This window comes from Mesorhizobium sp. M1027, assembly GCF_040318745.1.
Classification (GTDB): Bacteria; Pseudomonadota; Alphaproteobacteria; order Rhizobiales; family Rhizobiaceae; genus Mesorhizobium.
Genome location: NZ_JAMYMW010000012.1, coordinates 84,043 through 109,067, shown reverse-complemented (window position 1 = coordinate 109,067; position 25,025 = coordinate 84,043). Strand labels below are relative to the sequence as shown.

Here is a 25,025-nt window from a genome sequence, read left to right as displayed (position 1 = left end):
GCGATGCCCGTGACAGGCAGGTGAACGAAGCCGGCTTCGCAAACGCAGGAAAATCAGATCAATGCCTGCCGAAGCAGCCGTTGGCGGCTACTTTCGGTTATTTACCAGGCAATCTCCGGGCCGGCCATCCGGGGTTCGCCTGGCGAGCAAGGATTTGTGACCAGATCGAATGGCCATGATCCTCCGCAGGGGTCGCAATTCTGAGAATTATGTCCAATAAGGTTGCGCGTCGACGCACAGGAGATCGCTTCATGCCGCCAAGGACCATCGATCACGCCTTCACCACCCGCTCCAGGACAGGCGCGTCGTTTGAGCCGACCTATGCCGGCGCGCTGTCGTTCATGCGGCGCAAATATTCGAAGGACGTGAAGGGCGCCGATGTAGTGGTGTGGGGCATTCCCTTCGATGCGGCGGTCACCAATCGGCCGGGCGCTCGTTTCGGACCGCAGGCGATTCGCCGCGCCTCGGCCATCCTCGACAACGATCCGCAATATCCGTTTTCGCGCGACCTGTTCGAACAGCTTGCTGTGATCGACTTTGGCGATTGCCTGCTCGACAGCGGCAATCACCAGAAGACGCCTGCCACGATCGAGCGCGAAGCGGCAAAGATTTTAAAATCCGGCGCCTTTCTGCTTTCACTCGGCGGCGACCATTTCGTCACCTGGCCGCTGCTCAAGGCGCATGCCGCCATCCACGGCCCGTTGGCTCTGGTGCAGTTCGACGCACATCAGGACACCTGGCCCGACGACGGCAAGCGCATCGATCACGGCTCCTTCGTCGGCCGTGCGGTCAAGGAGGGCATCATCGATCCCGACCGCTCGATCCAGATCGGCATCCGCACCCATGCACCCGACACGTTCGGCATCAAGATCCTATATGGCCATGAAGTGGAGGAAATGCGGGCGTCCGATATCGCCTATGCCATCGTCGACCGTACGGGCGGCAAGAAGACCTACGTCACTTTCGACATCGATTGTCTGGATCCGGCTTTTGCGCCCGGCACGGGAACGCCGGTCGCGGGAGGCCCGTCTTCGGCAAAGATCCTGTCGGTGCTGCGCCAGATCAACCAGGTTGATATCGTCGGCGCCGACGTCGTCGAGGTTGCGCCAGCCTATGATCACGCCGATATAACGGCAATTGCCGGCTCGATGGTGGCCATGCACTATCTCGGGCTGCTGGCGGAACGAAAGGCCCGGCTCGAGGACATGAACCAGAGCAACCACAGCGTTGCCGGATTGAATCAGGCAAGCGGCATATAGCTTTGAGATAACAGGAATTTTGGCAGGCAATGAAACCGAAAATCTTCATCGACGGCGAGCACGGCACCACCGGTTTGCAGATAAGGGCGCTGCTTGCCGAGCGCGGCGACCTGGAAATCATCTCCATCCCGGCCGAACGCCGCAAGGAAACGGCAGCGCGCGCCGAGTTCCTCAATGCCGCCGATGTAGCGATCCTCTGCCTACCGGACGCGGCCGCTAAGGAAAGCGTTTCGCTGATCGCCAATGACACCACCAAGGTGATCGACGCCTCGACGGCGCATCGCGTCGCCGAGGGCTGGGAATATGGTTTCGCCGAAATGGACAAGGAACAGGCGAAGAAGATCGCTTCGGCGAAGCGCGTCGCCAATCCGGGCTGCTGGCCGCAAGGACCGATCGCGACGCTGCGGCCGCTGGTTGCGGCGGGGCTGTTGCCGGCCAATTTTCCGGTCACCGTCAACGGCATTTCCGGCTATTCCGGCGGCGGCCGGCCGATGATCGAGGATTATGTCGCCAAGGGCGAGGATGCGCCGGAATTCCTGCCCTACGGGCTGACGCTGCAGCACAAGCACGTGCCTGAGCTCAGGACCTATGCCAAGCTTTCGCACGATCCGATCATGCAGCCGGCAGTCGGCAATTTCGCGCAAGGCATGATCACCGTGGTGCCGCTGCAACTCGGCGGCCTCGACCATGTGCCGACCGGCGCCGAGCTTCATGCGGCAATCGCCGATCATTTCGCTTCCATCGATGGCGGCGTGGTCGAGGTGGCGCCGTATCTGCATCAGGAACGCATGCCCGACATCGATCCGGAGATCTACAACGGCACCAACCGGATGAAGCTCTATGTCTTTGCCAATGATAACAGGGCGCAGGCGCTGCTGATTGCCGTCTACGACAATCTCGGCAAGGGCGCCTCTGGCGCCGCTGTGCAGAACATGGATCTGATGCTCGGCCTTTGAATGGATGCGCCGAGATTTCCAAAGCGCTGGAAGGTCGGCGCGCCGGACCTCATTGCCGAAACGTTCAGTAGCCGCATCTGGAAAGTTGTTCGCGAGGACGGCTCACCGGCAATCGTCAAGGATCTAAAGCCTTTCGACGATGTGGAGGACGAGTTGCGTGGCGAGCATTTCCTCGCCTGGCGACGCGGCAAAGGCGCGGTGCGGCTGCTCGGCCGCGACGGCCACCGCATGCTGCTCGAATACGCCGGCGAGATCTCGCTGTCACAGATCATTGCGGATCAGGACGACAATGCCGCCACCGCCATCGCGGCCGAGGTGATGACAAGACTGGTCTCGCCGTCGAAGCACGCCGCCCCGCCGGACCTTCAGCCGTTGCGGAGACGGTTTTCCAGCCTGTTCAAAAAGGCGAAGGCCGATCGCGCCGCCGGCGAAAAGAGCCTGTATGTCGAAGCTGCCGAAATCGCGGAGCGGCTGTTGTCCAATCCGCACAACGTACGGCCGCTGCATGGCGACCTGCATCACGACAACATCATGCACGGTCCACGCGGCTGGCTGGCGATCGATCCGAAGGGCGTCCTCGGCGACCCGGGTTTCGACGCCGCCAACATGTTCTACAACCCACTCGACCGAGATGATCTTTGCCTCGATCCGAGGCGGATCGCCCATATGGCGCAAGTCTTTGGCGCCACGCTCGGCCAGACGGGGCCTGCCGTACTGGACCACGCCGTTGCCTATGGCTGCCTGTCGGCTGCATGGCACCATGAAGATCGCAATGCGGTCGACGAAAGCCGCGAGCTGGCGATCGCCGCGGCAATCCGGCGGGTGCGGCTCAGCCTCTGAGAGCGATCTCGTGGGGCAGCGGGTAAGCGCCCTTGGTACCGCGCCAATGCGCGGCGGCGAAGCCCAGCAGAACCAGCGCGAATGCCTGATGCGTCAGGGCCATGTGCAGCGGCACCTGCATCAACAGGGTGCCGATGCCGATCGATGCCTGCACCACGACAATCAGGAACAGCAGCGTCGCGCGTCGGGCATGCGTCGTACCCGGCAGACGCCGGCGTGTCGCAATCATGTGCCAGAGCGCGACCGCGAAGATCGTGTAGGCGCCGATCCGGTGCACGAACTGCACTGTCTTCGGATTTTCGAAGAAATTGCGCCACGCGGGCTCGAGCAGCAGCAGGTCGCCAGGGACCAGCTTGCCGTCCATCAGCGGCCAGGTGTTGTAGCTCAAGCCGGCGTCAAGCCCCGCGACCAGCCCGCCGAGATAGATCTGGACCAGCGCCAGCAGCACCAGAAAGCCGGCCAGACGTTGCGTCGAGCGGTCGGCGGCAGGTTCCGAGTGCGGCGCCAGCCCACGCGCGACAACCATGGTCGCCGTGAAGATCAGCGCCGCCAGCGTCAGATGCGTCGCCAGCCGGTATTGGCTGACCGAAACCCGGTCAACCAGGCCGGATGCCACCATCCACCAGCCTATCGCGCCCTGCAGCCCGCCGAGCAGGAGGATGCCCGACAATCTCGTGCCGAGGCCCCGCTCGATGCGGCGCGTCACCCAGAAGAACAGCAGCGGCAGGGCGAAGACCACGCCGACACTACGCGCCAGGATACGATGCACCCATTCCCACCAGAAGATCGACTTGAACGCCTCGATGCTCATGCCCTTGTTGAGTTCGGCATATTGCGGGATCTGCTGGTAGCGCAGGAACTCCTCCTGCCACTCGGAATCGTTGAGCGGCGGGATGACGCCGTGAATCGGCTGCCATTCGGTGATCGACAGGCCAGAATCGGTGAGCCTCGTAGCGCCGCCGACCACCACCAGCGCAAACAGCACGACCAGCACGACATAGAGCCAACCGCGCACCAGTGCACGATTGCGAAGGTCTCGATCGCGGGCGGCGAAGGGCGCGTCGTCGGATATGGCAGCAGCCATGGGTTTGTCCCGGCAGTTGAAGTCGCGGATTGGTGAACCATCGCAACCCGGCTTGCAAGGCCGGGCGACGCGGCACGCCGTCGCGCCGTTTCTGGCGGGTTGCGCGCATTCGCCGTTCGGCCTAAGCGATAGCGATCAACGAGATCGCGCCATGCCCATTCGCCTGAAAAAGCTGATCGGAAGCTTCCTGCTGGTAGTGCTGGTCGTCGTCTATGCGCTGGTCGCCTCGATCGTCGCGGTCGCCCAACTGTCGCAGTCCGGGCCGCTGGCGCACTTCATCTTCTTCCTGCTGAGCGGGCTTTTGTGGGTGCTGCCGGCGATGGGCATCATTAAGTGGCTGATCCTGGAGCCGCGGCCGAAGGGCCGAGGCCACAGCTAAATCGTCACCACCGTCTTGCCGGCATTGGCCAGCGGCGTCGTCACGCCCGACAACATGGTTCGGATGTGGGCGATGCTCTGATAGCGGCCGTTGACTGAAATGCGCGGCAGGGCATGCAGGAACCCGGCATGCTCGGCGCGCAGTACGCCGTGGCGGGTCGTCACCGCCGACGCATAGCCGGCATCGCGGACAAGGCCCACTTCGCGGCGGCCGACTGCGCTGGCATGACCGTAGGGATAGGCGAAATGGCGCGGCTCCTCGCCGAGTTTGGCCTGCAATATGCGCTTGACGTCGCCGATCTCATGCCGCGCGTCGCTCTCGGAAAGCCGCTTCAGATTGCAATGATTGACGCTATGCGCGCCGATCGTCACCAGCGGGTGCCCGGCCATGGTGCGGATCTCGTCCCAGTTCATCAGCGTGCTCGGGCGCGGACCGCCCAACTCGATGCCGTTCGAGCGCGCCAGATCGCGCAACACCGCACGCTGGTCCCGCTCGCGCACCTTCAGCGTCAGATAGGCGTGCAGGCGCGCATTGGCCTGGACCTTTTTTCCCCGATTCGAGCAGTCGATCGTCACCGGGCCGTCCGGCGTCGTCAGCGTCAGGCGATCGCGCGCATTGACGATATCCTCAACCAGGTCCCACCACAGGTCGGCAGCGCCGTCGATCAGTCCCGGTGCGACGTAGATGGTGATCGGCGCGCCGTGCTTCTCCAGCACCGGCAGCGCCTCGGTCATGTTGTCTCGATAGGCGTCGTCGGCGGTGATCGTCGCGAACTGGCCGTCCTTGTCGCCGGCCTTGATGCGCTCGATCGCCTCGTCCAGCGTGACGAACCTGTAGCCGTTCGCCTTCATGTCGGCGATCACGATATCGAGGAACCCAGGCGCGATGTTCAAGTGTCGGTTGACGCCATTCGGCTTTTCCGGCGCCGCGGTGACCCGATGCAGCATCAGGATGACGCCAAGGCCGCCGATAAACGGCTTGGCCAGCGGCGCGAGACCTGAATAGCGGGCGAGATTGAGCGCCAGTTTGCGAATTGCCTCGCCCCCGTCGATCATTCATTCACCTTTTGCGCCTAAGCTCATCAAGCATGGAATGCGCCTGCGCGGACCCCCAATCGCGACGAATACGCCCTAAGGATTGAGGTATGGTTGACGCCACCGCGTCATTTGACGGCAATCGGCTGGCAAGCAGCGAGGCGTCGCCGTATACCTTGCCGGCCGGCAAAGCCGGCTTGTCGATCTCGGTTGCCGATAGTGCGGCGCTGGCGGCGTACGCCGAATTCTGCCGTTCGGCGCTTTTTGCCCCGGCGCAGAGCGCAGGCTGGATCCTGAACTGGGCCGCACATACCGGCGCCGACGTTGTCGTTGCGACGCTGCGCGCCGACAACAGGCCGGTTTTCTCGTTGGCGCTGGAGGTCACTCGCAGTGGAGCGTTCCGCGTCGCCCGGTTCATGGGCGGCCGCCATGCCAACGGCAATTTTGCCGCCGCCGACCCGCAATGGCTGGCGAATGCCGATAACGCGGCGATCCGCGCTATGCTGGCTGCGATTGCCAAGGCGCGGCGTGATATCGACCTTGTCGCGCTAGAGCGGCTGCTGCCCGATCTCGACGGCGTTGCCAACCCGCTCTCCGCCCTGCCGCATTTTTCAAGCCCCAATCTGTCTCTGGCCGCCGGTCTTGTAGGAGGGTTTGATGCATTGCTCACCCGCGTGAGCGGCAAGCGCAGGCGCAAGAAGCATCGCTCGCAGGCGCGCAAATTCGGGGCCGTCGGCAGCCATTGCCGCATCGAGGCGAGGACTGCGGACGAGGTGAACAGGCTGCTCGACGCATTTTTCGAGATGAAGGAATTCCGCTTCCGCAAGATGGGCATCGCCAATGTTTTCGGTGAGGCCGAGGTGCGCGTTTTTTTTCGCTCGCTGTTTACTGACGCGCTCCAAGAGGAAGATCCGTCCTTCGTGCTGCATGGGCTGGAAGTCGCCGGCAAGCTTCGTGCGGTCACCGGATCGAGCCGCTCGGGCAAGCGGCTGATCTGCGAATTCGGGGCGATCGCCGAGGACGAGCTCGCACACACCAGCCCCGGCGACTTCCTGTTCTTCGAGAACATCCAGGAAGCCTGCGAGGCGGGTTTTGAAATCTATGATTTCTCGGTCGGTGACGAACCCTACAAGCGATTGTGGTGCGATGTCGAAACGCAACATTTCGAGGCGCTGGTTCCGCTGACGCTGAAAGGTCGCGCGCTGGCGCTTGCGCTCAGGCACGGCGCAAGCCTGAAAGCATTCATCAAGCACAGCCCAATGGTCTGGAAGCTGACCAAGCTGCTGCGCCGCAAGGCCGTGGGCCAGACAGCACCGGCCGCAGGCGAAGACGACAGCTGATTTCGATTTGAGAAAAATGCCTCAGGCCGCCGAGCGCCGTCCCGGCATTGGCCCCGGCGCCACATGGCCGATTGGCGTGACCAGCGTTAGGTCGGGATAGCCGCTCTCGATGAGCGCGACTGCGGCTTGCGTCACCTGGTCGTCCGGCTCCAGCATGGAGAGCAGCACCTCGGTGCCCTCGCCCACCAGGCGGCTGATGCCTTGCGCGTCGGCCGGCCCGCATTCGACCACAACCAGATCATAGGCCGTGGTTAGCGACTGCATGATGATCGGCAGCCGGTCGGCGGCGCGCATGGCACGGACCGGATCGGCTGTGCCGACGGGAATCACGTGGCAATCCGAATAAAGATCGGGGTGGATCACATCGCTGAACTGCGCTTGCGAGGCGAGCAGATCGGTGATGCCCGGAAACAGCCCGCTGTCCAGCATCGGCCGCGAGGCAGCACCCGAAGCGGTGAGATCAAGCAGCAGCACGCGTAGCCCGGCGTCGGAGACTGCGCGCGCCACCAGCACCGCCGAGGCAGCCGCCTCGTCGCCTTCCGGTGACACGAATATGGCCCGGGCTGCACCGGTGGCGATCAGTTTTTCCGCGGCCTTGTCGATGTCGATCTCGCCGAGGATAGAACGTGCCGGTTCAATGTCTCCAGCAGCCATTTCAGAGTACTCCGGTTCGATTTTCTCGGCAGCCGCTTCCGCCACCGCGACGGGTTCCGGCTCCACTTTGGTTTCAATGATACTGTCGTCGTCGGTCTCATCCATCTCGGCGACTGCCGGTTCGGACCGGGCAACCGGCGGGTCGGGCTCGGCCAATGCGCGTTCGGCCTGGACAGCCGGCATCGCAACCTGCTCGATGTGTTCGAAATGGGCACCGGCGGCCGGACGCATGGCGCGGCCGGAAAACAGTTCCTGCAGCAACGTGACGATCGCCATGATGAGCAACGAGCCGACAAAGGCCGCGCCGACAATCGGACCAATCTTGGGGAAATAGGGTTCGGTCGGCGCCCGGGCCTCCGAAAATAGGCGAGCGTCGACAGGCAGGTAGTTGCGATCCTTGCGTGCGGCCGCCTGGAGATAGCTGGACGAGTAGAGATCGAGTTGCTGGCGCTTGGTCGCGGCATCGCGCTGCAGCGCATCGAGTTCCACCTGCTCTTCGCCGGCGCGGGCGGACGCGGCCTTCAGCGTGTTGACGTCGGCCACGAGTTGAGCCTCGCGCGCCTTCGCCGTCTCGGCCTGCGCCATCAGACCCTTCATGATCTTTTCCGCTTCGTTGCGGATCTGGCGGTCGAGATCGGCGAGTTGCGACCTCAGCGCCCGGATGCGCGGATGGTTGTCGAGCAAGGTGGTGGAAAGGTCGGCGATGTTGTTCTTGAGTTCGACTTGGCGCTCGCGCAGGCGCTGGATCAGTTCGGACGACAACACCTCCGGAACGGCATCCAGTGAGCCGCCACTGCGCAACGCCCTGCGCACGCTGTCGGCGGTCGCTTCCGCTGAAGCGCGGTTGGCGCGCACCCGTGACAATTCGCTCGACAATTCGGACAGCTGCTGGGTGGCAAGCACCGAATTGTTGCCGCCCATCAAAAGATCGGACTGGGCACGGAATGCGGCAACCTTGGCTTCCGCCTCCTTCACCCGATTCTGCAGATCCGCGATTTCCGGCGCCAGAAAGTCGGTGGCGGCGGAATTCGATTCGAGCTTGGCGTTGCCCTTGGAGGCGATATAGGCGTTTGCAATCGCGTTCGGGATCGCGGCGGCAAGCTGTGGATCCTCCGACGAGAACTCGATTGCGATCGCACGGGTTTTTTCGACGCCATAGACGTTGAGCTTCTCATGCATTGCGTCCAGCACGCGCTCTTCCAGAGGGATCTCGAAGGGATCGCTTTTCAAGCCAACGAGGACAAGGGCGCGGCTCAGCGCCGACATCTTCAGCGCCTCGTCGAATTCGGGCAATTTTGCGAGGTTGAGCTTCGCCGCTACCTGCTTGAGGATGTCGGGGGACGAGATGATCTGGACCTCGGTGGCCACAGCCTCTTCGTCGGGAATCGACCGCTCGTTGCCGTTGGCGCCGGCTGGCCGCGTGAACTCCGATTCTCGAGGCCCGATCTCCAGCTTGGCTGCCGCCTTGTATTCGGGCGTTGCAAGCCAGGCGAGCGCAAAGGCCAGGCCGGTTACAACCAGCGCGACGACAAGGATGCGCAACCAGTTTCGCGCCAGGCTGGCGAAAAGCTGCCTGAGATCGATGTCGACATCTGCGGCCGCGGATTGAACGGACATGCATCCCTGCTCCGGTACTGAGTCAGCATGCACCGTAAACAACTATGGTAACTCAGCCGTTAATATCGCGGTAAGAACCTGTTAGTCTCTACTAACAAGCCGCAAACAAGAGGCTGAAAACGATCTGCATTTGTCGATCCGGCCCGTACCGGCCGCGCGCCTTTACCGGCCATTAACCCTAACAGGACGATAACCGAGCTCGATCGTTAAGGTTTGCCGCAGAGTCGCCGGCTATTCAAAGGTACGTGTCCGCTCATGAAAAGCATTGCTCCCCTTTTCCGCGCGCTGCTTGCCGTATCGATGCTTTCGGGCTGCTCCAGCTACCGGCCGACGCCGGCCGCATTCCATGAAGTTCTCGACCAGCCCTATCGCCTCGGCGCCGGCGACCGCGTCCGCGTCACAGTGTTCGAGCAGGAAGGATTGACCAACACCTACAGTGTCGACCAATCCGGCTATCTCTCGCTGCCGCTCGTCGGCAACGTGCCGGCGCGCGGCCACACCGCCCAGCAGCTCGAGGGCGAGATCGCCGAGAAACTGCGCCAGGGCTATTTGCGGGATCCTGACGTTTCTGTCGAAATCGATCGCTACCGACCGATCTTCGTCATGGGTGAAGTGGGTGCGGCGGGCCAGTATTCCTATGTTCCGGGCCTGACCGTGCAGAAGGCCGTCGCCATCGCCGGCGGGTTCACGCCACGCGCCAACCAGGAGAGCGTCGACATTACCCGCGACATCAACGGCAAGGTGATAACCGGACGCGTGGTGACCTCCGACCCGCTACTGCCCGGCGATACAGTCTATGTTCGCGAACGCCTGTTTTGATGTGCTGACCAAGTGGCGGACACACTCAGGATCGTCCACTGCTTTCGCTCACCGGTCGGAGGCATCTTCCGGCATGTGCGCGACCTGACCGAGGCTCAGGTCGCCGCCGGCCATGCCGTCGGCATCGTCTGCGATTCGACGACGGGCGGCGATTTCGAGGAACGGCTGTTCGAACAGATGAAGGGCAGCCTGGCGCTCGGCATTCACCGCACGCCGATGCAGCGGCATGTCGGGCCAGGCGATCTCGCCTCGGCCCGGCGCACCTATAGGATCATAAAAGAATTGCGGCCGGACGTGCTGCACGGGCATGGCGCCAAAGGTGGCGCCTATGCCCGTCTGTTCGGCTCGTTGTTGCGGGTATCCAGGTCTCGCGTAGCCCGCCTTTATTCGCCGCATGGCGGCTCGCTTCACTATGACGAGACCACCGCCATGGGGAAGCTGTTCTTCGCGCTCGAGCGCTTCATGGCTCGCTTCACCGATTGCCTGCTGTTTGTTTCCGACTATGAGCGACGGACTTATCGCAGGAAGGTCGGCGAGCCGCCCATTCCGAACGCTCTCGTCCACAACGGCCTGCGCGCCGCCGAGTTCGAGCCGGTGCGGACCGAGCACGATGCGGTTGACCTCCTCTATATCGGCATGATGCGAGACCTCAAAGGCCCGGACATCTTCATCGATGCGCTGGGGCTAGCCGCAACACGGCTCGGCCACCCATTGAAGGCGCTGATGGTCGGCGACGGCGACGACCTGCCGCGCTATCGCGCCCAGGTGAGTCAGCGTGGCCTGGACGTCGGCTTCCTGGCGCCGATGCCGGCCAGGCTAGCCTTCACGCTGGCCAAGCTGGTCGTCGTTCCCTCGCGCGCGGAAGCCATGCCCTATATCGTTCTGGAAGCGCTCGCCGCCGGCAAGCCGATCATCGCGACGTCGGTCGGCGGCATACCGGAAATCTTCGACACCAGCTCGCCTGCCCTGATCCGGCCCGACCCGCGCGAACTTGGCGACAAGATAAGCGCCGCATTGGCCGATCTCGACGCCTACAAGGGCCTGATGCCCGGCATCGCCGACCTCAAGGCACGATTCGGCGCCGATGTAATGGCCGCTGAAATCGAAAAGGCTTATTTCGCCGCGCAAAAAAAATAGGGCAACGGGTTCCACCGGGCTGCACCTGGTGAAAGCGTCTCCAAAGCCATCTGTTGTTTCAAGGGTTTCTTAGCTCTCTTTTGCTATTCACCTGAGGGAAACCTGCGGACACCCCATGAACGAAATCGACCCCGCGCGCCGTTTTTCGCTAGACGCGGTGCGCAAATTCAACGCCCCTGCCGAGAACAACACGGCCGGCGGCATGAACGACGTCGCCCGCCAGGTCGCCTCGCAATACCGGCGCGATACGATGTCGCCGATCATGGTGAGCGGCGTGCTGCGCATGGTGGAATTCGCGCTGCTGTTGGTGTCAGGTCTTGCCGTCTATTTCTACTACGTCGGCTTTTTCAACTATCTTGCCTGGCAATACTCCCTGACGATCGCCGCCACCTCGTTCCTCGCGGTCGTTCTGCTCGACGTCACCGACTGCTACCAGATCGTCGCGCTAATGCGGCCGATCGCCAATTTTGGCCGGCTCCTGCTGGTCTGGGCCGGAACGTTCGCCTTGATGGCGCTCACCGCCTTCACCATGAAAATGTCGGAAGACTATTCGCGCCTGCTCTTCGGCACGTGGTTTGTTGTTGGCTTCGTGCTGATCCTGGGTCTCCGCCTGGTGATGTCGAAGCTGATCCGGCGCTGGGCGCGCGATGGGCGGATGGAGCGCCGCGCCGTCATCGTCGGTGGCGGCAAGGCGGCGGAGGTACTGATTCGCTCGGTCGAAAGGCAGCCCTACAACGACATCCGCATCTGCGGCATCTTCGACGACCGCGGCGATAAGCGGTCGCCGCCGGTTGTCGCCGGTTATCCTAAGCTCGGCACAATTTCCGAACTCATCGAATTTGCCCGCATCGCGCGCATCGACATGCTGATCGTATCACTGCCGCTGACCGCCGAATCGCGCGTGCTGCAGTTATTGAAGAAGCTATGGGTGCTACCGGTCGACATCCGGTTGTCGGCGCATTCGAACGCGCTGCAGTTCAGGCCGCGCGCCTATTCCTACATCGGCTCGGTGCCGATGCTCGATATCTTCGACAAGCCGATCAACGACTGGGATTCGGTCGCCAAGCGCGCCTTCGACATCGTCTTTTCGATCATCGGCATCATCGTGTTCTCGCCGGTGATGCTGGCGACCGCAATCGCGATCAAACTCGACAGCAAGGGGCCGGTGCTTTTCCACCAGAAGCGGCACGGCTTCAACAACGAGATCATCGAGGTCTATAAGTTCCGGTCGATGTACACCGACAAGGCGGACCCGACGGCGAAGCAGACCGTGACAAAGAACGATCCGCGGGTCACCCGCGTCGGCCGCTTCATCCGCAAGACCTCGATCGACGAATTGCCACAGTTCTTCAATTCGCTGTTCGGGTCGCTGTCGCTGGTGGGTCCGCGCCCGCACGCCATTGCCGCGCAGTCGCACAACCTCCTCTACAATGAGGTGGTCGACGGCTATTTCGCCCGTCACAAGGTCAAGCCCGGTGTGACCGGCTGGGCGCAGATCAATGGCTGGCGCGGCGAGATGGACACCAACGAGAAGATTCGCATGCGGACGGAATACGACCTCTATTACATCGAGAACTGGTCGCTCCTGTTCGACCTCAAAATCCTGTTCCTGACGCCGATCCGCCTGCTCAACACGGAAAACGCATATTGAGCGCGACCACCTATGAATTGCCGGCGGCGGCGGTCAACGCCAAGCTGATCGCACTGATTGCGTCAGGGGCGGTTTTCCTCGGCGTCTTCCTGTCCGGCTTCGTCATTGCCGAGCCGGCGCCGTACGACGTCTATATGATCGGGCTGATCATGGTGTGGCCCTTGTTCGGAATGCGCATACAGCGCGCGGGGGTGCCGCTTCTGGTGCTGCTGTTGATCATGAACATCGGCGGCATGATCTCGATGACGCAGATGTCGGACCTCGCCGGCACGCCGCTCTATCTCGCCGTCTCGCTGTTCCTGGCCTTAACCGCGGTTTTTTTCGCTTCGGTAACGGCCGTCCAGCCCAGTCTCTACCGGGTGATCTTCGTCGCCTATGTGGCGTCGGCAGTGCTGACTTCGCTGGTCGGCATAGCCGGCTATTTCCATGCCTTTCCTGGAGCGGAGATCTTCACCAAATACGACCGTGCCGCCGGCGCCTTCCAGGACCCGAACGTGTTCGGTCCGTTCCTGGTGCTGCCCGGCATCTACCTGCTCTACCTGCTGCTTACCGGCTCGGTCGCACGCATGCCGCTATTGGCGGTGCCGTTGCTGATAATCACCGCCGGCATCTTCTTTTCCTTTTCGCGCGGCGCCTGGGGCATGTTCGCCGTTTCGGCGATCCTGCTGACCGGTGCCTTGTTCCTGCAGAGCGCCAGCGGCAAGTTCAAGCTGCGCGTCGTCGTCATGACCATCGCCGCCGTCGGACTGCTGGTCATCGCAATAATCGTCATCCTGCAACTGCCAGGCGTCGCCGAGATGTTCTCGAACCGCGCACAGCTCGAACAAAGCTACGACACCGCCCGGCTCGGCCGCTTCGCCCGCTATACGATCGGCTTTCAGATGGCACTGGAGCATCCGTTCGGCATCGGCCCGCTCGTCTTCGGCAAGATGTTCGGCGAGGACACGCACGACATCTGGCTGAAGATGCTGATGGATTACGGCTGGCTCGGCTTCGTGTCGTTCCTGACGCTGACGTGCTGGACGATCGCCGCCGGCTTCCGCATTCTGCTGCGCGACCGGCCGTGGCAGCCTTATCTTCTATGCGCCTACGTCGCCTTCATCGGCAATATCGGGCTCGGCACCTTCATCGACATCGACCACTGGCGCCATGTCTACCTGCTGCTTGGCTTGATTTGGGGTGCCATCGCGCTCGAATACCGCCACCAGTGGCAACTGCGGGCGGCGCAGCGACCGGCAATGCCCGTTGCTGTTGCTTCAGGCAGGACAGCAACCGAATTCGGTTGACCGGAGCCGGTCTATCACGATACATCGCGACCGGTCCGGAGTGTAGCGCAGCCCGGTAGCGCACTTGACTGGGGGTCAAGGGGTCGTCGGTTCGAATCCGGCCACTCCGACCATTAAAATCCAAAGGCTTAGCCAGTTTTCCCCCAAACTGGCTGTACAGACAATAGCCGCACTGCAGCCAGCGCGACATACGCAGGCGTGATCTCATCGAAGAATCGATCACGCATCACTCGTGCGCGAGGCACGGAGGCTGGCGTCTAGCCAGAAGCCCACCGAGAACCCGCGCGGTAATGGCTAGTAAGCTTTGCTGCGTACGCCAACCTTTATCGTGAGCCCGTATTCCAGCTTCAATAAGAAAAGGTCCCGCCGCACATGCCAGAACGGCGGGACTCGATCAGGCGCCTTGCATCAGGCAGGGGTGACTCGGGGGTTGGGCATGCCCGGTGCGCGCGGATCGTAGTGAACCCTAGGCGCATCAGCTGCAATGCGTCCACCAACCGTCGGTTGGAAAGAACTAATTCAATCCCGACGGCTGGCCCGGCCTGAGCAGGCGCGCGCTCAAGGCTCAGTTTCTTCCCGGGGAGGAGCTTTTTGGTCAGGACAATCAGGATAGGGCAATTCTTCACACGGAGAGGGCCTGTCGCCAACGCTGCCATAATGTTCCGCGAGTTTTGCGAAACCGTAGGCGAAGGCGAAAAGAAGCGCGAGGACAACCGCTATTCGGACGGCCATACCGTATTGTAGCAGGATCCTGGCATTGGAGCGCGCGGCGTTTTGGTACGTTTGAATGTTGAGTTCGAAAAAGGTTGGCTGTAGTTGAATTGCCGTCGTCCGCAGTTGTAAGGGCGAGCGGACGCTTCGAAGATGCCACGCGCTTTCGCCCTTTCCGGGAGAGATGCAATGTCGCTTCAAGGGGTTGCCTGTCCTGCCGATCTGACCATGTTGACCAAGGCACTCGATGCCCGATGCCGTGAACTAGGCCTCGCTGATGGAGATCCAGGCAGAGAACTGCTCGGCCGCAGGGTGATGGATTTATTTGAAAGTGGTCAGCTCAGCGCCGAAGATTTGAGACTGGCTCTGAGCGGCGAGATCTTTAACGCCAAAAATCCTCCGGCCGGAGCCAGTGGGCTTTGATACGGCAAGCGGCTATCCGCGCAACCATTTGAATTACTGGCCCAGCGTCGGCTTCCGTGTGCGCAGGAGCGCGTTGTGAACAAATGTGATTTTGCGGTCGGTGCCAGGCGGGCTAACTTTACCCATCGAACGAAAGAGGAGAATGATCATGAAGACATTCCTCGCAATAGCCGCGGCACTGACCATGTCCATATCAGCTGCCTCTGCAGATTGCCACGCGCATTCCAAGGTCCAGGCATCGGTCGACACGCAGACGAAGACAGCAAGCGTCGAGAAGGCCGATATGTCGACTGTCACGGACGCTCAGACGATCAAGAAAGAAGAGCCACAGAAGACCGAGTAGCGGTAACGCTCAGCGGATCCCACGACCCGGATAAATGGCTACTGGCACACATCCACCCACTCGGCGTCGACGAGTTCGGCCAGGCGTTGCGGGCTGAGCCGTACGGCGGCATTCGTCGCGCCTGCCGCCGGGACGACCTCGTCAAAGGCGCGCAGCGAGATGTCGCAGTAGACCGGGAGCGGCGCCGGTAGGCCGAACGGGCACACCCCACCGACGGGATGATCGGTCGCGGCGAGCACCTGCTCGGCGTCCAGCATTCGCGCCTTGCCACCAAACCGGTCCTTGAATTTGCGATTGTCCAGCCTGGAGATCCCGCTGGCCACGATCAGCATCGTCTGGTCGCCGGCGCGCAAGCAGATCGTCTTGGCAATCTGCGCCGGCGCTACGCCATGCGCTTCGGCGGCCAGAGGCACCGTCGCCGAGCTTGCCTCCGTGACGATGACTTCAATGTCGGGCGCGTGTGCGGCGAAAAAGGCGCGAACGGATTCGAGGCTCATCTCCAGCAATTTCCGTCTGGCGTCGCCGTGGCGGCCGGCAAGTCCACTACGTGGCCGAAAAAACGAAGCCCCCCAGGGGAACCCATGGCGAGTTCGTGGAATAAAAGCATGGCAGGTCGCTACGACACGGATCGCCTTTTGGCAGGCAACACGGCTTCGTCAAACAGAGCGCTTTCCGGAAGTTGAAGCGCGGAGGCAATACGCCGACGTTTCGAGGGATCGGCATCCTTGCCGCTTTCAATGTCGGCAATCTCATAGGCTGCCAGCCCGCACGCCAGGGACAGCTCTTCGATGCTGTATCCACGGGCTTCCCGGGCGGTTCGGACGGCACTGCGTTCAGGCGTAACCGCGCTCGCCGCCAGTTCGGAGTAAGGTTCGCGTTTTGCTATTTGGGGCATTGGCAACTCCGTGGGATGAAAGAGTTAGATCAAATCATGTTGTTGCCTGAGACGATCGGGAGAATGCCCGCTCGCCGGTGATTTGCCAAGCATCAAAGATAGCGTCACGGCATCGTGAACCGACGCCGGAATGAATGGCGGATGCCGGCGCGCCGACATCTGGCCGGATCGTCAGCAGACACACTTCGGAAACAAAATTCTACAGGCCGGAAAAACTGCCGAAAAACTCCAAGGCGATAGTCCCAACCGCAGCGCTCGAGTCACCGACCTGAATCAGTGACGCTCAAATTCCGCCTGCGCAAAAAGGAAACGATGTCATGAAGAAGCCTCTTCTCTCCGCCCTTGGACTTGCAATCGCACTTGCCCTCTCGATGCCGATCATCGGCGCAAGCAGCGCGAATGCAACGACGATGCACACCACCGTCAAGAAGCATCACCGCCATCACTACCATCACCGCGTCCACCACTACCGCCACCATCACAAGAAGGTTGTGGCGAAGAAGTACTGAAAACACCCTCGGGCGAACAACCCGCAATCAGGCGTTCTGGTGCTTGATCAAGGGCGGCGCGCTTGCCGGGCTTTCCGTGTCGGCGAAAAATGGCGGCGGTCCGCTGACCACCGCCATTTGCTTATCTCAACGTGCCGATCTTGAACGCGCTCGCGGTGCTTGTTGCTGCCGGCCGCCGAGGAACAGACTGGCGACGAGCCCGACCAGAACCAGCCCGACAGCGGCCGCCGTCGCCGGGTGATCTCGGGCGGTCTTCTCGATCGCCCGGCCTTGCCTTCTGATTGCCGGCAAGGCGTCGCCGAGGCGCTCAGTGATATCCGAATAATAATCCGACGCGGTATCGCGCCCGTCTTCGTAAAAGGCGCCGCCCTGCTTCAACACGGCTTTCTTCAAGGTGGCCAGTTCCCTGGCCAAGGCCGCGACCTGCTTGTTCAGATCGGTGTCGGAGATGCTCGAAAGCGATGCCATGACGTGCTTCCTTCATCTGTAGAAGGAAGCCTAACGCATGACCCTCAAGACCGTTCCGGTCAGCCCGGCGGGCTCTAGCGAACCTGATCGAGCAGGCGCTTGCATTCCAGGAGGTCAAACAGCGCCTCCTGCAGCAATGCGCGATTGTCACGGGAAAGTTTTGACGTGTCCGGCGGAACCGGACCTTCCTCGTCGGTCTTGCCGATGCCGAAAAAACGACGGCTGGGTTTCACCCTCGGCTGGCCGACCAGCATTTCGTCGTCCGGGCCGCGCGGCTGCGCCGCTTGCGTCAGCGGTACCGTGTCGGCCTGTCGGCGCTGCGAGATCGCCTCGACCGCCGCCATGTCGCCATTGCCGACGGCGATCAGAAACTGGTTGCCGTTCTCGCGCAACAGCTTCTGCACGCCCTTGATCGTATAGCCCTGATCGTAGAGCATATGGCGAATACCCTTGATCAGTTCGACGTCCTGCGGACGGTAGTAGCGGCGGCCGCCGCCGCGCTTCATCGGCTTGATCTGGTTGAAACGCGTCTCCCAGAAGCGCAGCACGTGCTGCGGCAAATCCAGATCCTCCGCGACCTCGCTGATGGTGCGGAAAGCATCAGGGCTCTTGTCCATGGACGAATCCTCACGCTAGAGCATGATCGCGAAAGGCGGGAACCGGGTTCGGGGGACATCACGCTTAACAAAGAAAGCAGCTTTCCGTCCCGCCGGAACGGATCACACCCAAATACCGATCCGGCCTACCGAATCGCATCTTATTTCAGCGGTTTATGAAACAATATTCAAGCCCGGCGCAAAAGCAGGGCTCGTTTTTCAACCGAAGCCTGGAGCATGATTCTCGGCAAAGTGGATCGGGCGTCTACTTGCTGCCCTTGGCTTTGCTGTTTTGATGGGAGCGCAGGATACGGTTCTTCAGCACATTCGACGACTTGAAGGTCATCACCCGGCGCGGCAGGATCGGTACTTCCTCACCGGTCTTGGGATTGCGCCCGATGCGCTCGTTTTTGGAGCGCACGTGGAAGGTCGCGAAGGACGACAGCTTCACCGTCTCGCCGCGAACGATCGCCTCGCAGATCTCATTCAGCACCGCCTCGACAAGCTCGGCCGATTCAGTACGCGACAGCCCAACCTTGCGGTAAACGGCTTCGGCGAGGTCGGCGCGCGTAAGTGTCTTTCCCCCCATACGAACCGTCCCATCAGCTCAAAAACATAAATCGATACAAGCAACGGCAGAACCTAAGTAATTGATCCGTCAAGGTCAAGGACCCGAACCCGATAGTTCGGCACTTACCAGCGGAGCAGGACGGCGCCCCAGGTGAAGCCGCCGCCCATCGCCTCAAGCAGCACCAGGTCACCCTTTTTGATGCGACCGTCGGCGACGGCCGCGGACAGTGCCAGCGGCACGGAAGCAGCGGAGGTGTTACCGTGCAGATCGACGGTCACCACCACCTTCCGCTCCTCTATCCCGAGCTTTTTGGCCGAAGCGTCAATAATTCGTTTATTGGCTTGATGCGGCACGAACCAGTCGAGATCGGCGGCGCTGATGCCGGCCTGTGCGAACGTCGCCTCGATGACGTCGGTGATCATGCCGACCGCATGCTTGAACACTTCGCGGCCTTCCATCCTGAGGTGCCCGACGGTTCCGGTGGTCGACGGCCCACCGTCGACGAAAAGCTTGTCCTTGTGGATGCCGTCGGAGCGCAGGCTGGCCGCCAGAACGCCACGGTCGGCGATGCCGCCTGCTCCCGTGCCTGCTTCCAGCACCATCGCGCCGGCGCCGTCGCCGAACAAAACGCAGGTCGAGCGGTCGTTCCAGTCGAGAATGCGCGAAAATGTTTCCGAGCCGATCACCAGCACCCGTCTGGCCAAGCCGCCGCGGATATAGAGGTCGGCGGTCGTCACTGCATAGACGAAGCCGGAGCAAACCGCCTGCAGGTCGAAGGCAAAACCGTGGTGCATGCCGAGCCGGTTCTGGATCTCGACCGCGGTCGCGGGAAAGGTGTTGTTGGGCGTCGAGGTCGCCAGCACGATCAGGTCGATGTCGTCCGCCATCAGGCCGGCGCTGTCGAGGGCTGCGCGCGCCGCCGCCTCGCCCAGCGAGGCCGTCGTCTCGTCGTCGGCCGCGATGTGGCGCTGGCGAATACCGGTGCGCTGGACGATCCACTCGTCCGACGTCTCGACCATGCCTTCGAAATCGGCATTCTTCATAATGCGGCGGGGCAGCGCGGCGCCCGTGCCGCGCACGACTGATCTGATCAATGCTCTTTCCTATTCCTTTGCGTCGATGACGACGTCGGATTTCCGGATTGTCTGGGCATTCGGATTGCGAGCATGGAACAGGTCGAGATCGGCTTCGATGCGGTCAAGCAGATTGTTGCGTACCATGTCGTAGCCAAGCTCGATCGCCGCCGCAAAGCCATCCGAATCAGCCCCGCCATGGCTTTTCACCACGATGCCGTTCAACCCGAGGAAGACGCCGCCATTGGAGCGGCCGACATCCATCTTCTCGCGCAGGCGATTGAAGGCGGTCTTCGCGAAGATATAGCCGATCCTGGCCATCAGCGTCCGGTTCATCGCCGCGCGCAGATAGCCGGCGATCTGCCTGACCGTGCCTTCCGCCGTCTTCAGCGCGATGTTGCCGGCAAATCCTTCGGTAACGACGACGTCGACACTGCCCTTGCCGATGTCGTCACCCTCGACAAAGCCATGGTAGTTCATCGAGGCCATGTTGGCCTCGCGAAGCATGCGGCCCGCCTCCTTGACCTCCTCCTGACCCTTGATCTCCTCGACGCCGACATTGAGCAGGCCGACGCTAGGCCGTTCGATGCCGAAAACCGAGCGCGCCATGCCGGTGCCCAGAATGGCAAAATCAACCAGTTGATGCGCATCCGCCCCGATGGTGGCGCCGACGTCCAGCACCACGCTTTCGCCGCGCAATGTCGGCCAGAGCGCTGCGATTGCCGGGCGATCGATGGTCGCCATGGTGCGAAGGCAGAACCTGGACATTGCCATCAGCGCCCCGGTATTGCCGGCTGAGATGCAGGCGTCGGCAGTGCCTGCCTTGACCGCCTCGACGGCCTTCCACATCGATGATTTCCATCGACCATGGCGCAGCGCCTGGCTCGGCTTGTCGTCCATCCGGACTGCGATCTCGCAGTGGATGAACTCGCTCACGTCCGCCAGCTTGGGGAATTTGGCGAGTTCGGGCCGTACCACTTCTTCGCGCCCATAAATGACGAAGCGTATGTCCGGACGGCGGGTGGCGACAGTCATGAGCGCCGGGATGACCACGCTTGGCCCGTGATCGCCGCCCATGGCATCGATGGAAATCCTGATCACGCGGTGTTCATCTCACGGTTGCTTGGCCAGCGGGCTTGCCAAGGTACGGGGCTCGCGAAGGTTCGGCGAAAATAACGGTTTTGGGCTGCCGCACAACCAACTTTTCTCAAATTGGATCAGCTATCAGGATTTTCCCAACAGTGATCTGAGCTTTTGCTGGAATTCATTCTCCACAGGCTCGGCATCGCCGGCGGCCTCCAGCGACACACCGGGCTTGCGCGGATAGGGATCGATCGCCAAGCCAAAGAACTGTTCGGCAAGCGCCCCGACGTCGATGGCGTCGCCGGAAAAGGTCTCCGGGCTGTCCGGCCCTTCGGCGTCGAGCAGGATCTCACCGCCGCCGTCGAAACCTTGCCGGCCGAGCTTGGATTGCTCCGGCAGGAACAGCGCTTCGACCGGCTCGTCGATATGCGCCTTGACCGGGTCGAGGGTGACGATGCAGGCCTGCGTTACATCGGCCTCGACATGGCCGCTGACTTTCACCCCGTTGCGCTTCCAGGGCTCGACCAGGAGTTCGGCGCGATAGTTTTCTACCGAAAGCAGTTCGTGCTCGGCGGCCAGCAGGGCGCGCTGCCCGGCGTCGGCATCGATCACCACCGGCAGCCCCTTTTGCGGCAGCCGAGCGACATTTGCCCGGAATGACACTGGGCTGTGGATATCAGGACGTTTCATGTTCGCCTCCACTTCGCCATCTTCATTCGGCCTGCCGCCGCTCAAGCGTTGGCCACGGGAAATACCACCGTGCCGGAAACGATCGATTCGGTCGGCTGTTCCGTGAGTTGCCTGGATGCATCGGCGGCATAGAGTGCCAGTTGCGACGCTTGCGGCCAGGCGCCGGCATCGGGCCTGACATTGCGGGCAAGGGCGCCGGCAAGTGCATCATGGTCATTTCGTTGCAGTGCATCGTCATAGGCGGCGGTGCGGCCGTAGAACATCTTCGCCAGTTTCCGCATGCGCTTCGGCACGCCGACGTCGCCAATGCCCAATTCCCGCAACGAATGTTCGACATCCATGAAGAACTCGTCGATCAGCACCTGCGCAACCTCTGCCGCCGCACCACCCTCGCCGCGCAACCGGTGCTGGAACAGGAACATGTGCAACGACAGCATCTCGAAGCGGCCGAGCGGCGTGTCCGGCACGTTCCAGGCGGAATAAAACACCGTTTGCCGCGCCGCCGCCACGATTTGTGCGTAAAGCGCCTCGGTGATGGCGCGGTTGGCATGTCGTTCGCGGCCAAAGAGGCGCTGGAACATTTGAGGGTGGTCTCCCGGGACCGTTTGTTGAAGTGGCCTTGTTGCATCGGCAAGCAAGCTGGTTTACCGGTTTTGCGGCCCAGCGCAAGTTGCGGCCAGCTTATGGAGTTGTAGTTGCGCGCGCTGAAATTCAAGTCGACTTTCCTGCCCGCCGGTGCGGTTTCGCTACTGGTGATCGCTGCGGCGCTTTCCGCCTGCAATTCGTCCAAGATGATCGGCGATCTCAATCCGAGCGAGACGCTGACGCAAGGCTACGTCATCGACCAGCAGGCGATCGACCTGGTGCCGGTCGGCTCAAGCCGCGAACAGGTGCTGCTGGCGCTCGGCACTCCCTCGACGAAAGCGACCTTCGACAACGAGGCCTTTTATTACATTTCGCAGACGCGCAAGCGCTACGTCGCCTTCGACAAGCCGCGGCTGGTCGACCAGCATGTACTGGCAGTCTATTTCGGCGATGACGGGCGCGTCACGCAGATAGCCAATTACGGGTTGAAGGACGGCAAAGTGTTCGACTTCATCTCGCGCACCACGCCGACCGGCGGCAAGGACCAGAACTTCCTCAGCCAGATCATAAATGGCGCCAGCAAGCTGGCGCCCGGTATTCCCGGCGGCGGCGGCGGCAGCACGCTCGGCGGCACCTGATCCATTCCGGCGGAGGTCGGCTCCTTCTTTCCTTTTACTTCCCTCCCCGGAAGCGGCACATCTCAGGCAATGAAAAACCCGCGGGAGCGATCCCGCGGGTTTTTGTCTTAAGGTCGTAGCGACCGAGCTTAGCCGTGCGCGAGAACGGCCAGCAACAGCAGCGCGACGATGTTGGTGATCTTGATCGCCGGGTTGACCGCCGGGCCGGCAGTATCCTTGTAGGGGTCGCCGACCGTATCGCCGGTCACCGAAGCCTTGTGCGCTTCGGAGCCCTTCATATGCTTGACGCCGTCCTTGTCGACAAAACCATCTTCGAACGACTTCTTGGCGTTGTCCCAGGCACCACCGCCGGAGGTCATCGAAATGGCAACGAAAAGGCCGTTGACGATGACACCGAGCAGCGAGGCACCGAGGGCGGCAAAGGCGGATGCCTTCGAACCGGAGATCAGGAGGACGCCGAAATAGACGACCAGCGGCGCCAGCACCGGCAACAATGACGGAACGATCATCTCCCGGATCGCTGCCTTGGTCAGAAGGTCGACGGCGCGCGCATAGTTCGGCTTCGAGGTGCCGGCCATGATGCCCGGATCCTCGCGGAACTGCTTGCGCACCTCCTGGACGATAGCGCCCGCGGCGCGCCCGACGGCGGTCATGGCGATGCCGCCGAACAGATACGGGATCAGGCCGCCGAAGATCAGGCCGGCGACGACGTAAGGATTGGAGAGGTCGAAGGAGACGTCGCCCATACCCTGGAAGTAGGGGTATTTGTCGCCACTGGCGGCAAAGAACTTCAGGTCGTTAGAGTAGGCCGCGAACAGCACCAGCGCGCCGAGGCCGGCCGAGCCGATAGCGTAGCCCTTGGTTACCGCCTTGGTGGTGTTGCCGACCGCGTCGAGCGCGTCGGTTGACTGGCGCACTTCCTTGGGCAGGCCGGCCATTTCGGCAATGCCGCCGGCATTGTCGGTAACCGGGCCGAAGGCATCGAGCGCGACGATCATGCCGGCGAGGCCGAGCATCGTCGTCACCGCGATCGCCGTACCGTAGAGGCCGGCAAGCTGGTATGTCGAGATGATGCCGCCGACTATGACGATCGCCGGCAACGCCGTCGCTTCCAGCGAGACCGCGAGGCCCTGGATGACGTTGGTGCCGTGACCGGTGACCGAGGCCTGGGCGATGGAGTTCACCGGACGCTTGTTGGTGCCGGTATAATATTCGGTGATCACCACGATGAGGCCGGTCACCGCAAGGCCGACAAGACCGCAGATGAACAGGTTCGTGCCGGTAATAGCCATGCCGGCGACGGTGCCGATCTCCCCCCAGCCGATACATGCCGAAGTGGCTACGGCAAGGCCGACAATCGACAGCAGCCCGGTGACGATCAGGCCCTTGTAGAGCGCGCCCATGATCGAGCCGCTGGAACCAAGCTTGACGAAGAAGGTGCCGACGATCGAGGTGAGGATGCAGGCACCGCAGATGGCCAGCGGATAGAGCATGGCCGCGCCGAGAACGGCGGTGCCACCGAAGAAGATGGCGGCCAGGACCATGGTGGCGACCACGGTCACTGCATAGGTCTCGAACAGGTCGGCCGCCATGCCGGCGCAATCGCCGACATTGTCGCCGACATTGTCGGCAATGGTGGCCGGATTGCGTGGATCGTCTTCGGGAATGCCGGCCTCAACCTTGCCGACGAGATCCCCGCCGACGTCGGCGCCTTTAGTGAAGATGCCGCCGCCGAGACGGGCGAAGATCGAGATAAGCGAGGCGCCGAAGCCGAGCGAAACAAGCGAGTCGATGACGACGCGATCGTTTGGCTGCAGACCCATGAACTGGGTCAGGATCAGGTAGTAGATGGAGACGCCGAGAAGGGCCAGGCCAGCAACCAGCATGCCAGTGATGGCGCCCGACTTGAAGGCGATCTCGAGGCCGGCAGCGAGGCTGTTGGAAGCCGCCTGCGCGGTGCGCACATTGGCCCGCACCGAGACGTGCATGCCGATGAAGCCAGCGGCACCCGACAGAACGGCGCCGATCAGGAAGCCGATGGCGGCGGTAATCGAAAGCAGCCACCAGGCGAGCAGCAGGACCACGACGCCGACGATGGCGATGGTGGTGTACTGGCGCGCCAGATAAGCCTGCGCGCCTTCGCGGATGGCCGCGGAAATTTCCTGCATGCGTGCATTGCCCTGATCGGCCGCGAGAACCGAACGTGTCGCCCAGATGGCGTAAAGGACTGAAAGCAGACCGCAGGCGATGACAGCTGAAATTATGGTCATTGCCGAATTTTCCTCGATTGGTGGCCCAAAAGAACCCCTCCCCGGGCCGTTGAGACAGGGGACGAATTTTCCGCAACCGGAATCCGTCCCTTCGCAGCGGCTTATGCGAAACAG

The 25,025-nt window shown here is 62.0% G+C and carries 26 protein-coding genes and 1 tRNA gene; 14 read left to right on the top strand and 13 right to left on the bottom strand.

The window, feature by feature from the left end; genetic code table 11:
* The first annotated feature begins 251 nt into the window (after positions 1 to 251).
* The 3 genes from speB to NKH50_RS22470 are packed head-to-tail and all read left to right on the top strand — an operon-like array spanning position 252 to position 3,055.
* Positions 252 to 1,259 (top strand): agmatinase, encoded by a 1,008-nt coding sequence (gene speB / locus NKH50_RS22480; protein WP_352477301.1) that lies wholly within the window; start codon positions 252 to 254, stop codon positions 1,257 to 1,259.
* A 29-nt stretch (positions 1,260 to 1,288) separates the two neighbouring features.
* Complete coding sequence (argC, locus tag NKH50_RS22475; protein WP_352881062.1) at positions 1,289 to 2,215, top strand: N-acetyl-gamma-glutamyl-phosphate reductase; 927 nt, start codon at positions 1,289 to 1,291, stop codon at positions 2,213 to 2,215.
* Positions 2,216 to 3,055 (top strand): aminoglycoside phosphotransferase family protein, encoded by an 840-nt coding sequence (locus NKH50_RS22470; protein WP_352881060.1) that lies wholly within the window; start codon positions 2,216 to 2,218, stop codon positions 3,053 to 3,055. It abuts the gene before it with no gap.
* Here the strand turns inward: NKH50_RS22470 and NKH50_RS22465 are convergent.
* Positions 3,045 to 4,139 carry a COX15/CtaA family protein gene (locus NKH50_RS22465; RefSeq protein ID WP_352650011.1) on the bottom strand — a complete coding sequence of 365 codons (1,095 nt, stop codon included), beginning with the start codon at positions 4,137 to 4,139 and terminating at the stop codon, positions 3,045 to 3,047. The genes NKH50_RS22470 and NKH50_RS22465 overlap by 11 nt on opposite strands.
* 151 nt (positions 4,140 to 4,290) lie before the next feature.
* Here NKH50_RS22465 and NKH50_RS22460 point away from each other — a divergent pair, with 151 nt between their 5' ends.
* A complete protein-coding gene (locus tag NKH50_RS22460) occupies positions 4,291 to 4,518 on the top strand; it encodes a DUF2842 domain-containing protein (RefSeq protein WP_352650010.1) in 228 nt (75 codons plus the stop codon).
* Here NKH50_RS22460 and NKH50_RS22455 read toward each other — a convergent pair.
* Positions 4,515 to 5,573 (bottom strand): polysaccharide deacetylase family protein, encoded by a 1,059-nt coding sequence (locus tag NKH50_RS22455; RefSeq protein WP_352881057.1) that lies wholly within the window; start codon positions 5,571 to 5,573, stop codon positions 4,515 to 4,517. The genes NKH50_RS22460 and NKH50_RS22455 overlap by 4 nt on opposite strands.
* An 89-nt stretch (positions 5,574 to 5,662) precedes the next feature.
* Between NKH50_RS22455 and NKH50_RS22450 the strand changes: the two genes are divergently transcribed.
* Positions 5,663 to 6,892 carry a GNAT family N-acetyltransferase gene (locus NKH50_RS22450; protein ID WP_352881055.1) on the top strand — a complete coding sequence of 410 codons (1,230 nt, stop codon included), beginning with the start codon at positions 5,663 to 5,665 and terminating at the stop codon, positions 6,890 to 6,892.
* 21 nt (positions 6,893 to 6,913) lie between these two features.
* Here NKH50_RS22450 and NKH50_RS22445 read toward each other — a convergent pair whose 3' ends face one another.
* A complete protein-coding gene (locus tag NKH50_RS22445) occupies positions 6,914 to 9,163 on the bottom strand; it encodes a GumC family protein (RefSeq protein WP_352881053.1) in 2,250 nt (749 codons plus the stop codon).
* Positions 9,164 to 9,418: 255 nt separating this feature from the next.
* Between NKH50_RS22445 and NKH50_RS22440 the strand changes: the two genes are divergently transcribed.
* The 7 genes from NKH50_RS22440 to NKH50_RS22410 all read left to right on the top strand — a co-directional run bounded on the left by NKH50_RS22440 (position 9,419) and on the right by NKH50_RS22410 (position 15,533).
* Positions 9,419 to 9,982 (top strand): polysaccharide biosynthesis/export family protein, encoded by a 564-nt coding sequence (locus NKH50_RS22440; RefSeq protein ID WP_352689375.1) that lies wholly within the window; start codon positions 9,419 to 9,421, stop codon positions 9,980 to 9,982.
* A gap of 12 nt (positions 9,983 to 9,994) precedes the next feature.
* Complete coding sequence (locus NKH50_RS22435) at positions 9,995 to 11,119, top strand: glycosyltransferase family 4 protein (protein WP_352477293.1); 1,125 nt, start codon at positions 9,995 to 9,997, stop codon at positions 11,117 to 11,119.
* Positions 11,120 to 11,234: 115 nt separating this feature from the next.
* Positions 11,235 to 12,770, top strand: a complete 1,536-nt coding sequence (locus tag NKH50_RS22430) for an undecaprenyl-phosphate glucose phosphotransferase (protein ID WP_352477292.1) — start codon at positions 11,235 to 11,237, stop codon at positions 12,768 to 12,770.
* On the top strand, positions 12,767 to 14,056 hold the full coding sequence (locus tag NKH50_RS22425) for an O-antigen ligase family protein (protein ID WP_352881050.1): 1,290 nt from the start codon (positions 12,767 to 12,769) through the stop codon (positions 14,054 to 14,056). The genes NKH50_RS22430 and NKH50_RS22425 overlap by 4 nt, the downstream gene beginning before the upstream one ends.
* A gap of 36 nt (positions 14,057 to 14,092) precedes the next feature.
* Positions 14,093 to 14,169 (top strand) — tRNA-Pro (locus NKH50_RS22420).
* 787 nt (positions 14,170 to 14,956) lie between these two features.
* Positions 14,957 to 15,190, top strand: coding sequence for a hypothetical protein (locus NKH50_RS22415; protein WP_352449320.1), 234 nt, complete (start codon positions 14,957 to 14,959; stop codon positions 15,188 to 15,190).
* 148 nt (positions 15,191 to 15,338) lie between these two features.
* On the top strand, positions 15,339 to 15,533 hold the full coding sequence (locus NKH50_RS22410; protein WP_352881048.1) for a hypothetical protein: 195 nt from the start codon (positions 15,339 to 15,341) through the stop codon (positions 15,531 to 15,533).
* Positions 15,534 to 15,571: 38 nt separating this feature from the next.
* Here the strand turns inward: NKH50_RS22410 and NKH50_RS22405 are convergent, their stop codons facing one another.
* Both NKH50_RS22405 and NKH50_RS22400 read right to left on the bottom strand, forming a co-directional pair.
* Entirely contained in the window at positions 15,572 to 16,030 is a 459-nt protein-coding gene (locus NKH50_RS22405; protein WP_352622816.1) for a YbaK/EbsC family protein, read from the bottom strand.
* A 119-nt stretch (positions 16,031 to 16,149) separates the two neighbouring features.
* Positions 16,150 to 16,428, bottom strand: coding sequence for a helix-turn-helix domain-containing protein (locus NKH50_RS22400; protein WP_023674515.1), 279 nt, complete (start codon positions 16,426 to 16,428; stop codon positions 16,150 to 16,152).
* 317 nt (positions 16,429 to 16,745) lie between these two features.
* On the opposite strand from NKH50_RS22400, the gene NKH50_RS22395 reads away from it, so the two are divergent.
* The gene (locus NKH50_RS22395) at positions 16,746 to 16,937 is read left to right on the top strand and encodes a hypothetical protein (protein WP_023674514.1); all 192 of its coding nucleotides are present in this window, start codon (positions 16,746 to 16,748) and stop codon (positions 16,935 to 16,937) included.
* 126 nt (positions 16,938 to 17,063) lie between these two features.
* On the opposite strand, the gene NKH50_RS22390 is transcribed toward NKH50_RS22395, so the two are convergent.
* From NKH50_RS22390 to NKH50_RS22360, 7 genes are all read right to left on the bottom strand, one after another.
* The gene (locus tag NKH50_RS22390) at positions 17,064 to 17,405 is read right to left on the bottom strand and encodes a hypothetical protein (RefSeq protein WP_352681616.1); all 342 of its coding nucleotides are present in this window, start codon (positions 17,403 to 17,405) and stop codon (positions 17,064 to 17,066) included.
* A 74-nt stretch (positions 17,406 to 17,479) separates the two neighbouring features.
* Complete coding sequence (locus NKH50_RS22385) at positions 17,480 to 18,022, bottom strand: MerR family transcriptional regulator (RefSeq protein ID WP_254817568.1); 543 nt, start codon at positions 18,020 to 18,022, stop codon at positions 17,480 to 17,482.
* Positions 18,023 to 18,266: 244 nt separating this feature from the next.
* On the bottom strand, positions 18,267 to 18,590 hold the full coding sequence (locus tag NKH50_RS22380; protein WP_023717292.1) for an integration host factor subunit alpha: 324 nt from the start codon (positions 18,588 to 18,590) through the stop codon (positions 18,267 to 18,269).
* A gap of 104 nt (positions 18,591 to 18,694) precedes the next feature.
* Positions 18,695 to 19,666: a beta-ketoacyl-ACP synthase III gene (locus tag NKH50_RS22375; RefSeq protein ID WP_352477176.1), complete on the bottom strand. Its 972-nt coding sequence runs from the start codon at positions 19,664 to 19,666 to the stop codon at positions 18,695 to 18,697.
* A gap of 9 nt (positions 19,667 to 19,675) precedes the next feature.
* On the bottom strand, positions 19,676 to 20,746 hold the full coding sequence (gene plsX / locus NKH50_RS22370) for a phosphate acyltransferase PlsX (RefSeq protein ID WP_352477175.1): 1,071 nt from the start codon (positions 20,744 to 20,746) through the stop codon (positions 19,676 to 19,678).
* A 123-nt stretch (positions 20,747 to 20,869) separates the two neighbouring features.
* Positions 20,870 to 21,418: a YceD family protein gene (locus NKH50_RS22365; RefSeq protein WP_352477174.1), complete on the bottom strand. Its 549-nt coding sequence runs from the start codon at positions 21,416 to 21,418 to the stop codon at positions 20,870 to 20,872.
* Between the two features lie 41 nt (positions 21,419 to 21,459).
* Positions 21,460 to 21,999 (bottom strand): ubiquinol-cytochrome C chaperone family protein, encoded by a 540-nt coding sequence (locus tag NKH50_RS22360; protein ID WP_352881044.1) that lies wholly within the window; start codon positions 21,997 to 21,999, stop codon positions 21,460 to 21,462.
* 114 nt (positions 22,000 to 22,113) lie between these two features.
* Between NKH50_RS22360 and NKH50_RS22355 the strand changes: the two genes are divergently transcribed.
* Positions 22,114 to 22,641 carry an outer membrane protein assembly factor BamE gene (locus NKH50_RS22355; protein ID WP_352881042.1) on the top strand — a complete coding sequence of 176 codons (528 nt, stop codon included), beginning with the start codon at positions 22,114 to 22,116 and terminating at the stop codon, positions 22,639 to 22,641.
* Between the two features lie 128 nt (positions 22,642 to 22,769).
* Here NKH50_RS22355 and NKH50_RS22350 read toward each other — a convergent pair whose 3' ends face one another.
* Positions 22,770 to 24,911, bottom strand: coding sequence for a sodium-translocating pyrophosphatase (locus NKH50_RS22350; protein ID WP_352649987.1), 2,142 nt, complete (start codon positions 24,909 to 24,911; stop codon positions 22,770 to 22,772).
* Positions 24,912 to 25,025: the final 114 nt, after the last annotated feature.

What these genes read in the sequence shown, in the direction of transcription:
- speB (WP_352477301.1), top strand. Translation starts at nt 252, where the DNA reads ATGCCGCCAAGGACCATCGATCACGCCTTCACCACCCGCTCCAGGACA.
- argC (WP_352881062.1), top strand. Translation starts at nt 1,289, where the DNA reads ATGAAACCGAAAATCTTCATCGACGGCGAGCACGGCACCACCGGTTTG.
- NKH50_RS22470 (WP_352881060.1), top strand. Translation starts at nt 2,216, where the DNA reads ATGGATGCGCCGAGATTTCCAAAGCGCTGGAAGGTCGGCGCGCCGGAC.
- NKH50_RS22465 (WP_352650011.1), bottom strand. Translation starts at nt 4,139, where the DNA reads ATGGCTGCTGCCATATCCGACGACGCGCCCTTCGCCGCCCGCGATCGA.
- NKH50_RS22460 (WP_352650010.1), top strand. Translation starts at nt 4,291, where the DNA reads ATGCCCATTCGCCTGAAAAAGCTGATCGGAAGCTTCCTGCTGGTAGTG.
- NKH50_RS22455 (WP_352881057.1), bottom strand. Translation starts at nt 5,573, where the DNA reads ATGATCGACGGGGGCGAGGCAATTCGCAAACTGGCGCTCAATCTCGCC.
- NKH50_RS22450 (WP_352881055.1), top strand. Translation starts at nt 5,663, where the DNA reads ATGGTTGACGCCACCGCGTCATTTGACGGCAATCGGCTGGCAAGCAGC.
- NKH50_RS22445 (WP_352881053.1), bottom strand. Translation starts at nt 9,163, where the DNA reads ATGTCCGTTCAATCCGCGGCCGCAGATGTCGACATCGATCTCAGGCAG.
- NKH50_RS22440 (WP_352689375.1), top strand. Translation starts at nt 9,419, where the DNA reads ATGAAAAGCATTGCTCCCCTTTTCCGCGCGCTGCTTGCCGTATCGATG.
- NKH50_RS22430 (WP_352477292.1), top strand. Translation starts at nt 11,235, where the DNA reads ATGAACGAAATCGACCCCGCGCGCCGTTTTTCGCTAGACGCGGTGCGC.
- NKH50_RS22415 (WP_352449320.1), top strand. Translation starts at nt 14,957, where the DNA reads ATGTCGCTTCAAGGGGTTGCCTGTCCTGCCGATCTGACCATGTTGACC.
- NKH50_RS22410 (WP_352881048.1), top strand. Translation starts at nt 15,339, where the DNA reads ATGAAGACATTCCTCGCAATAGCCGCGGCACTGACCATGTCCATATCA.
- NKH50_RS22405 (WP_352622816.1), bottom strand. Translation starts at nt 16,030, where the DNA reads ATGAGCCTCGAATCCGTTCGCGCCTTTTTCGCCGCACACGCGCCCGAC.
- NKH50_RS22400 (WP_023674515.1), bottom strand. Translation starts at nt 16,428, where the DNA reads ATGCCCCAAATAGCAAAACGCGAACCTTACTCCGAACTGGCGGCGAGC.
- NKH50_RS22395 (WP_023674514.1), top strand. Translation starts at nt 16,746, where the DNA reads ATGAAGAAGCCTCTTCTCTCCGCCCTTGGACTTGCAATCGCACTTGCC.
- NKH50_RS22390 (WP_352681616.1), bottom strand. Translation starts at nt 17,405, where the DNA reads ATGGCATCGCTTTCGAGCATCTCCGACACCGATCTGAACAAGCAGGTC.
- NKH50_RS22385 (WP_254817568.1), bottom strand. Translation starts at nt 18,022, where the DNA reads ATGGACAAGAGCCCTGATGCTTTCCGCACCATCAGCGAGGTCGCGGAG.
- NKH50_RS22380 (WP_023717292.1), bottom strand. Translation starts at nt 18,590, where the DNA reads ATGGGGGGAAAGACACTTACGCGCGCCGACCTCGCCGAAGCCGTTTAC.
- NKH50_RS22365 (WP_352477174.1), bottom strand. Translation starts at nt 21,418, where the DNA reads ATGAAACGTCCTGATATCCACAGCCCAGTGTCATTCCGGGCAAATGTC.
- NKH50_RS22360 (WP_352881044.1), bottom strand. Translation starts at nt 21,999, where the DNA reads ATGTTCCAGCGCCTCTTTGGCCGCGAACGACATGCCAACCGCGCCATC.
- NKH50_RS22350 (WP_352649987.1), bottom strand. Translation starts at nt 24,911, where the DNA reads ATGACCATAATTTCAGCTGTCATCGCCTGCGGTCTGCTTTCAGTCCTT.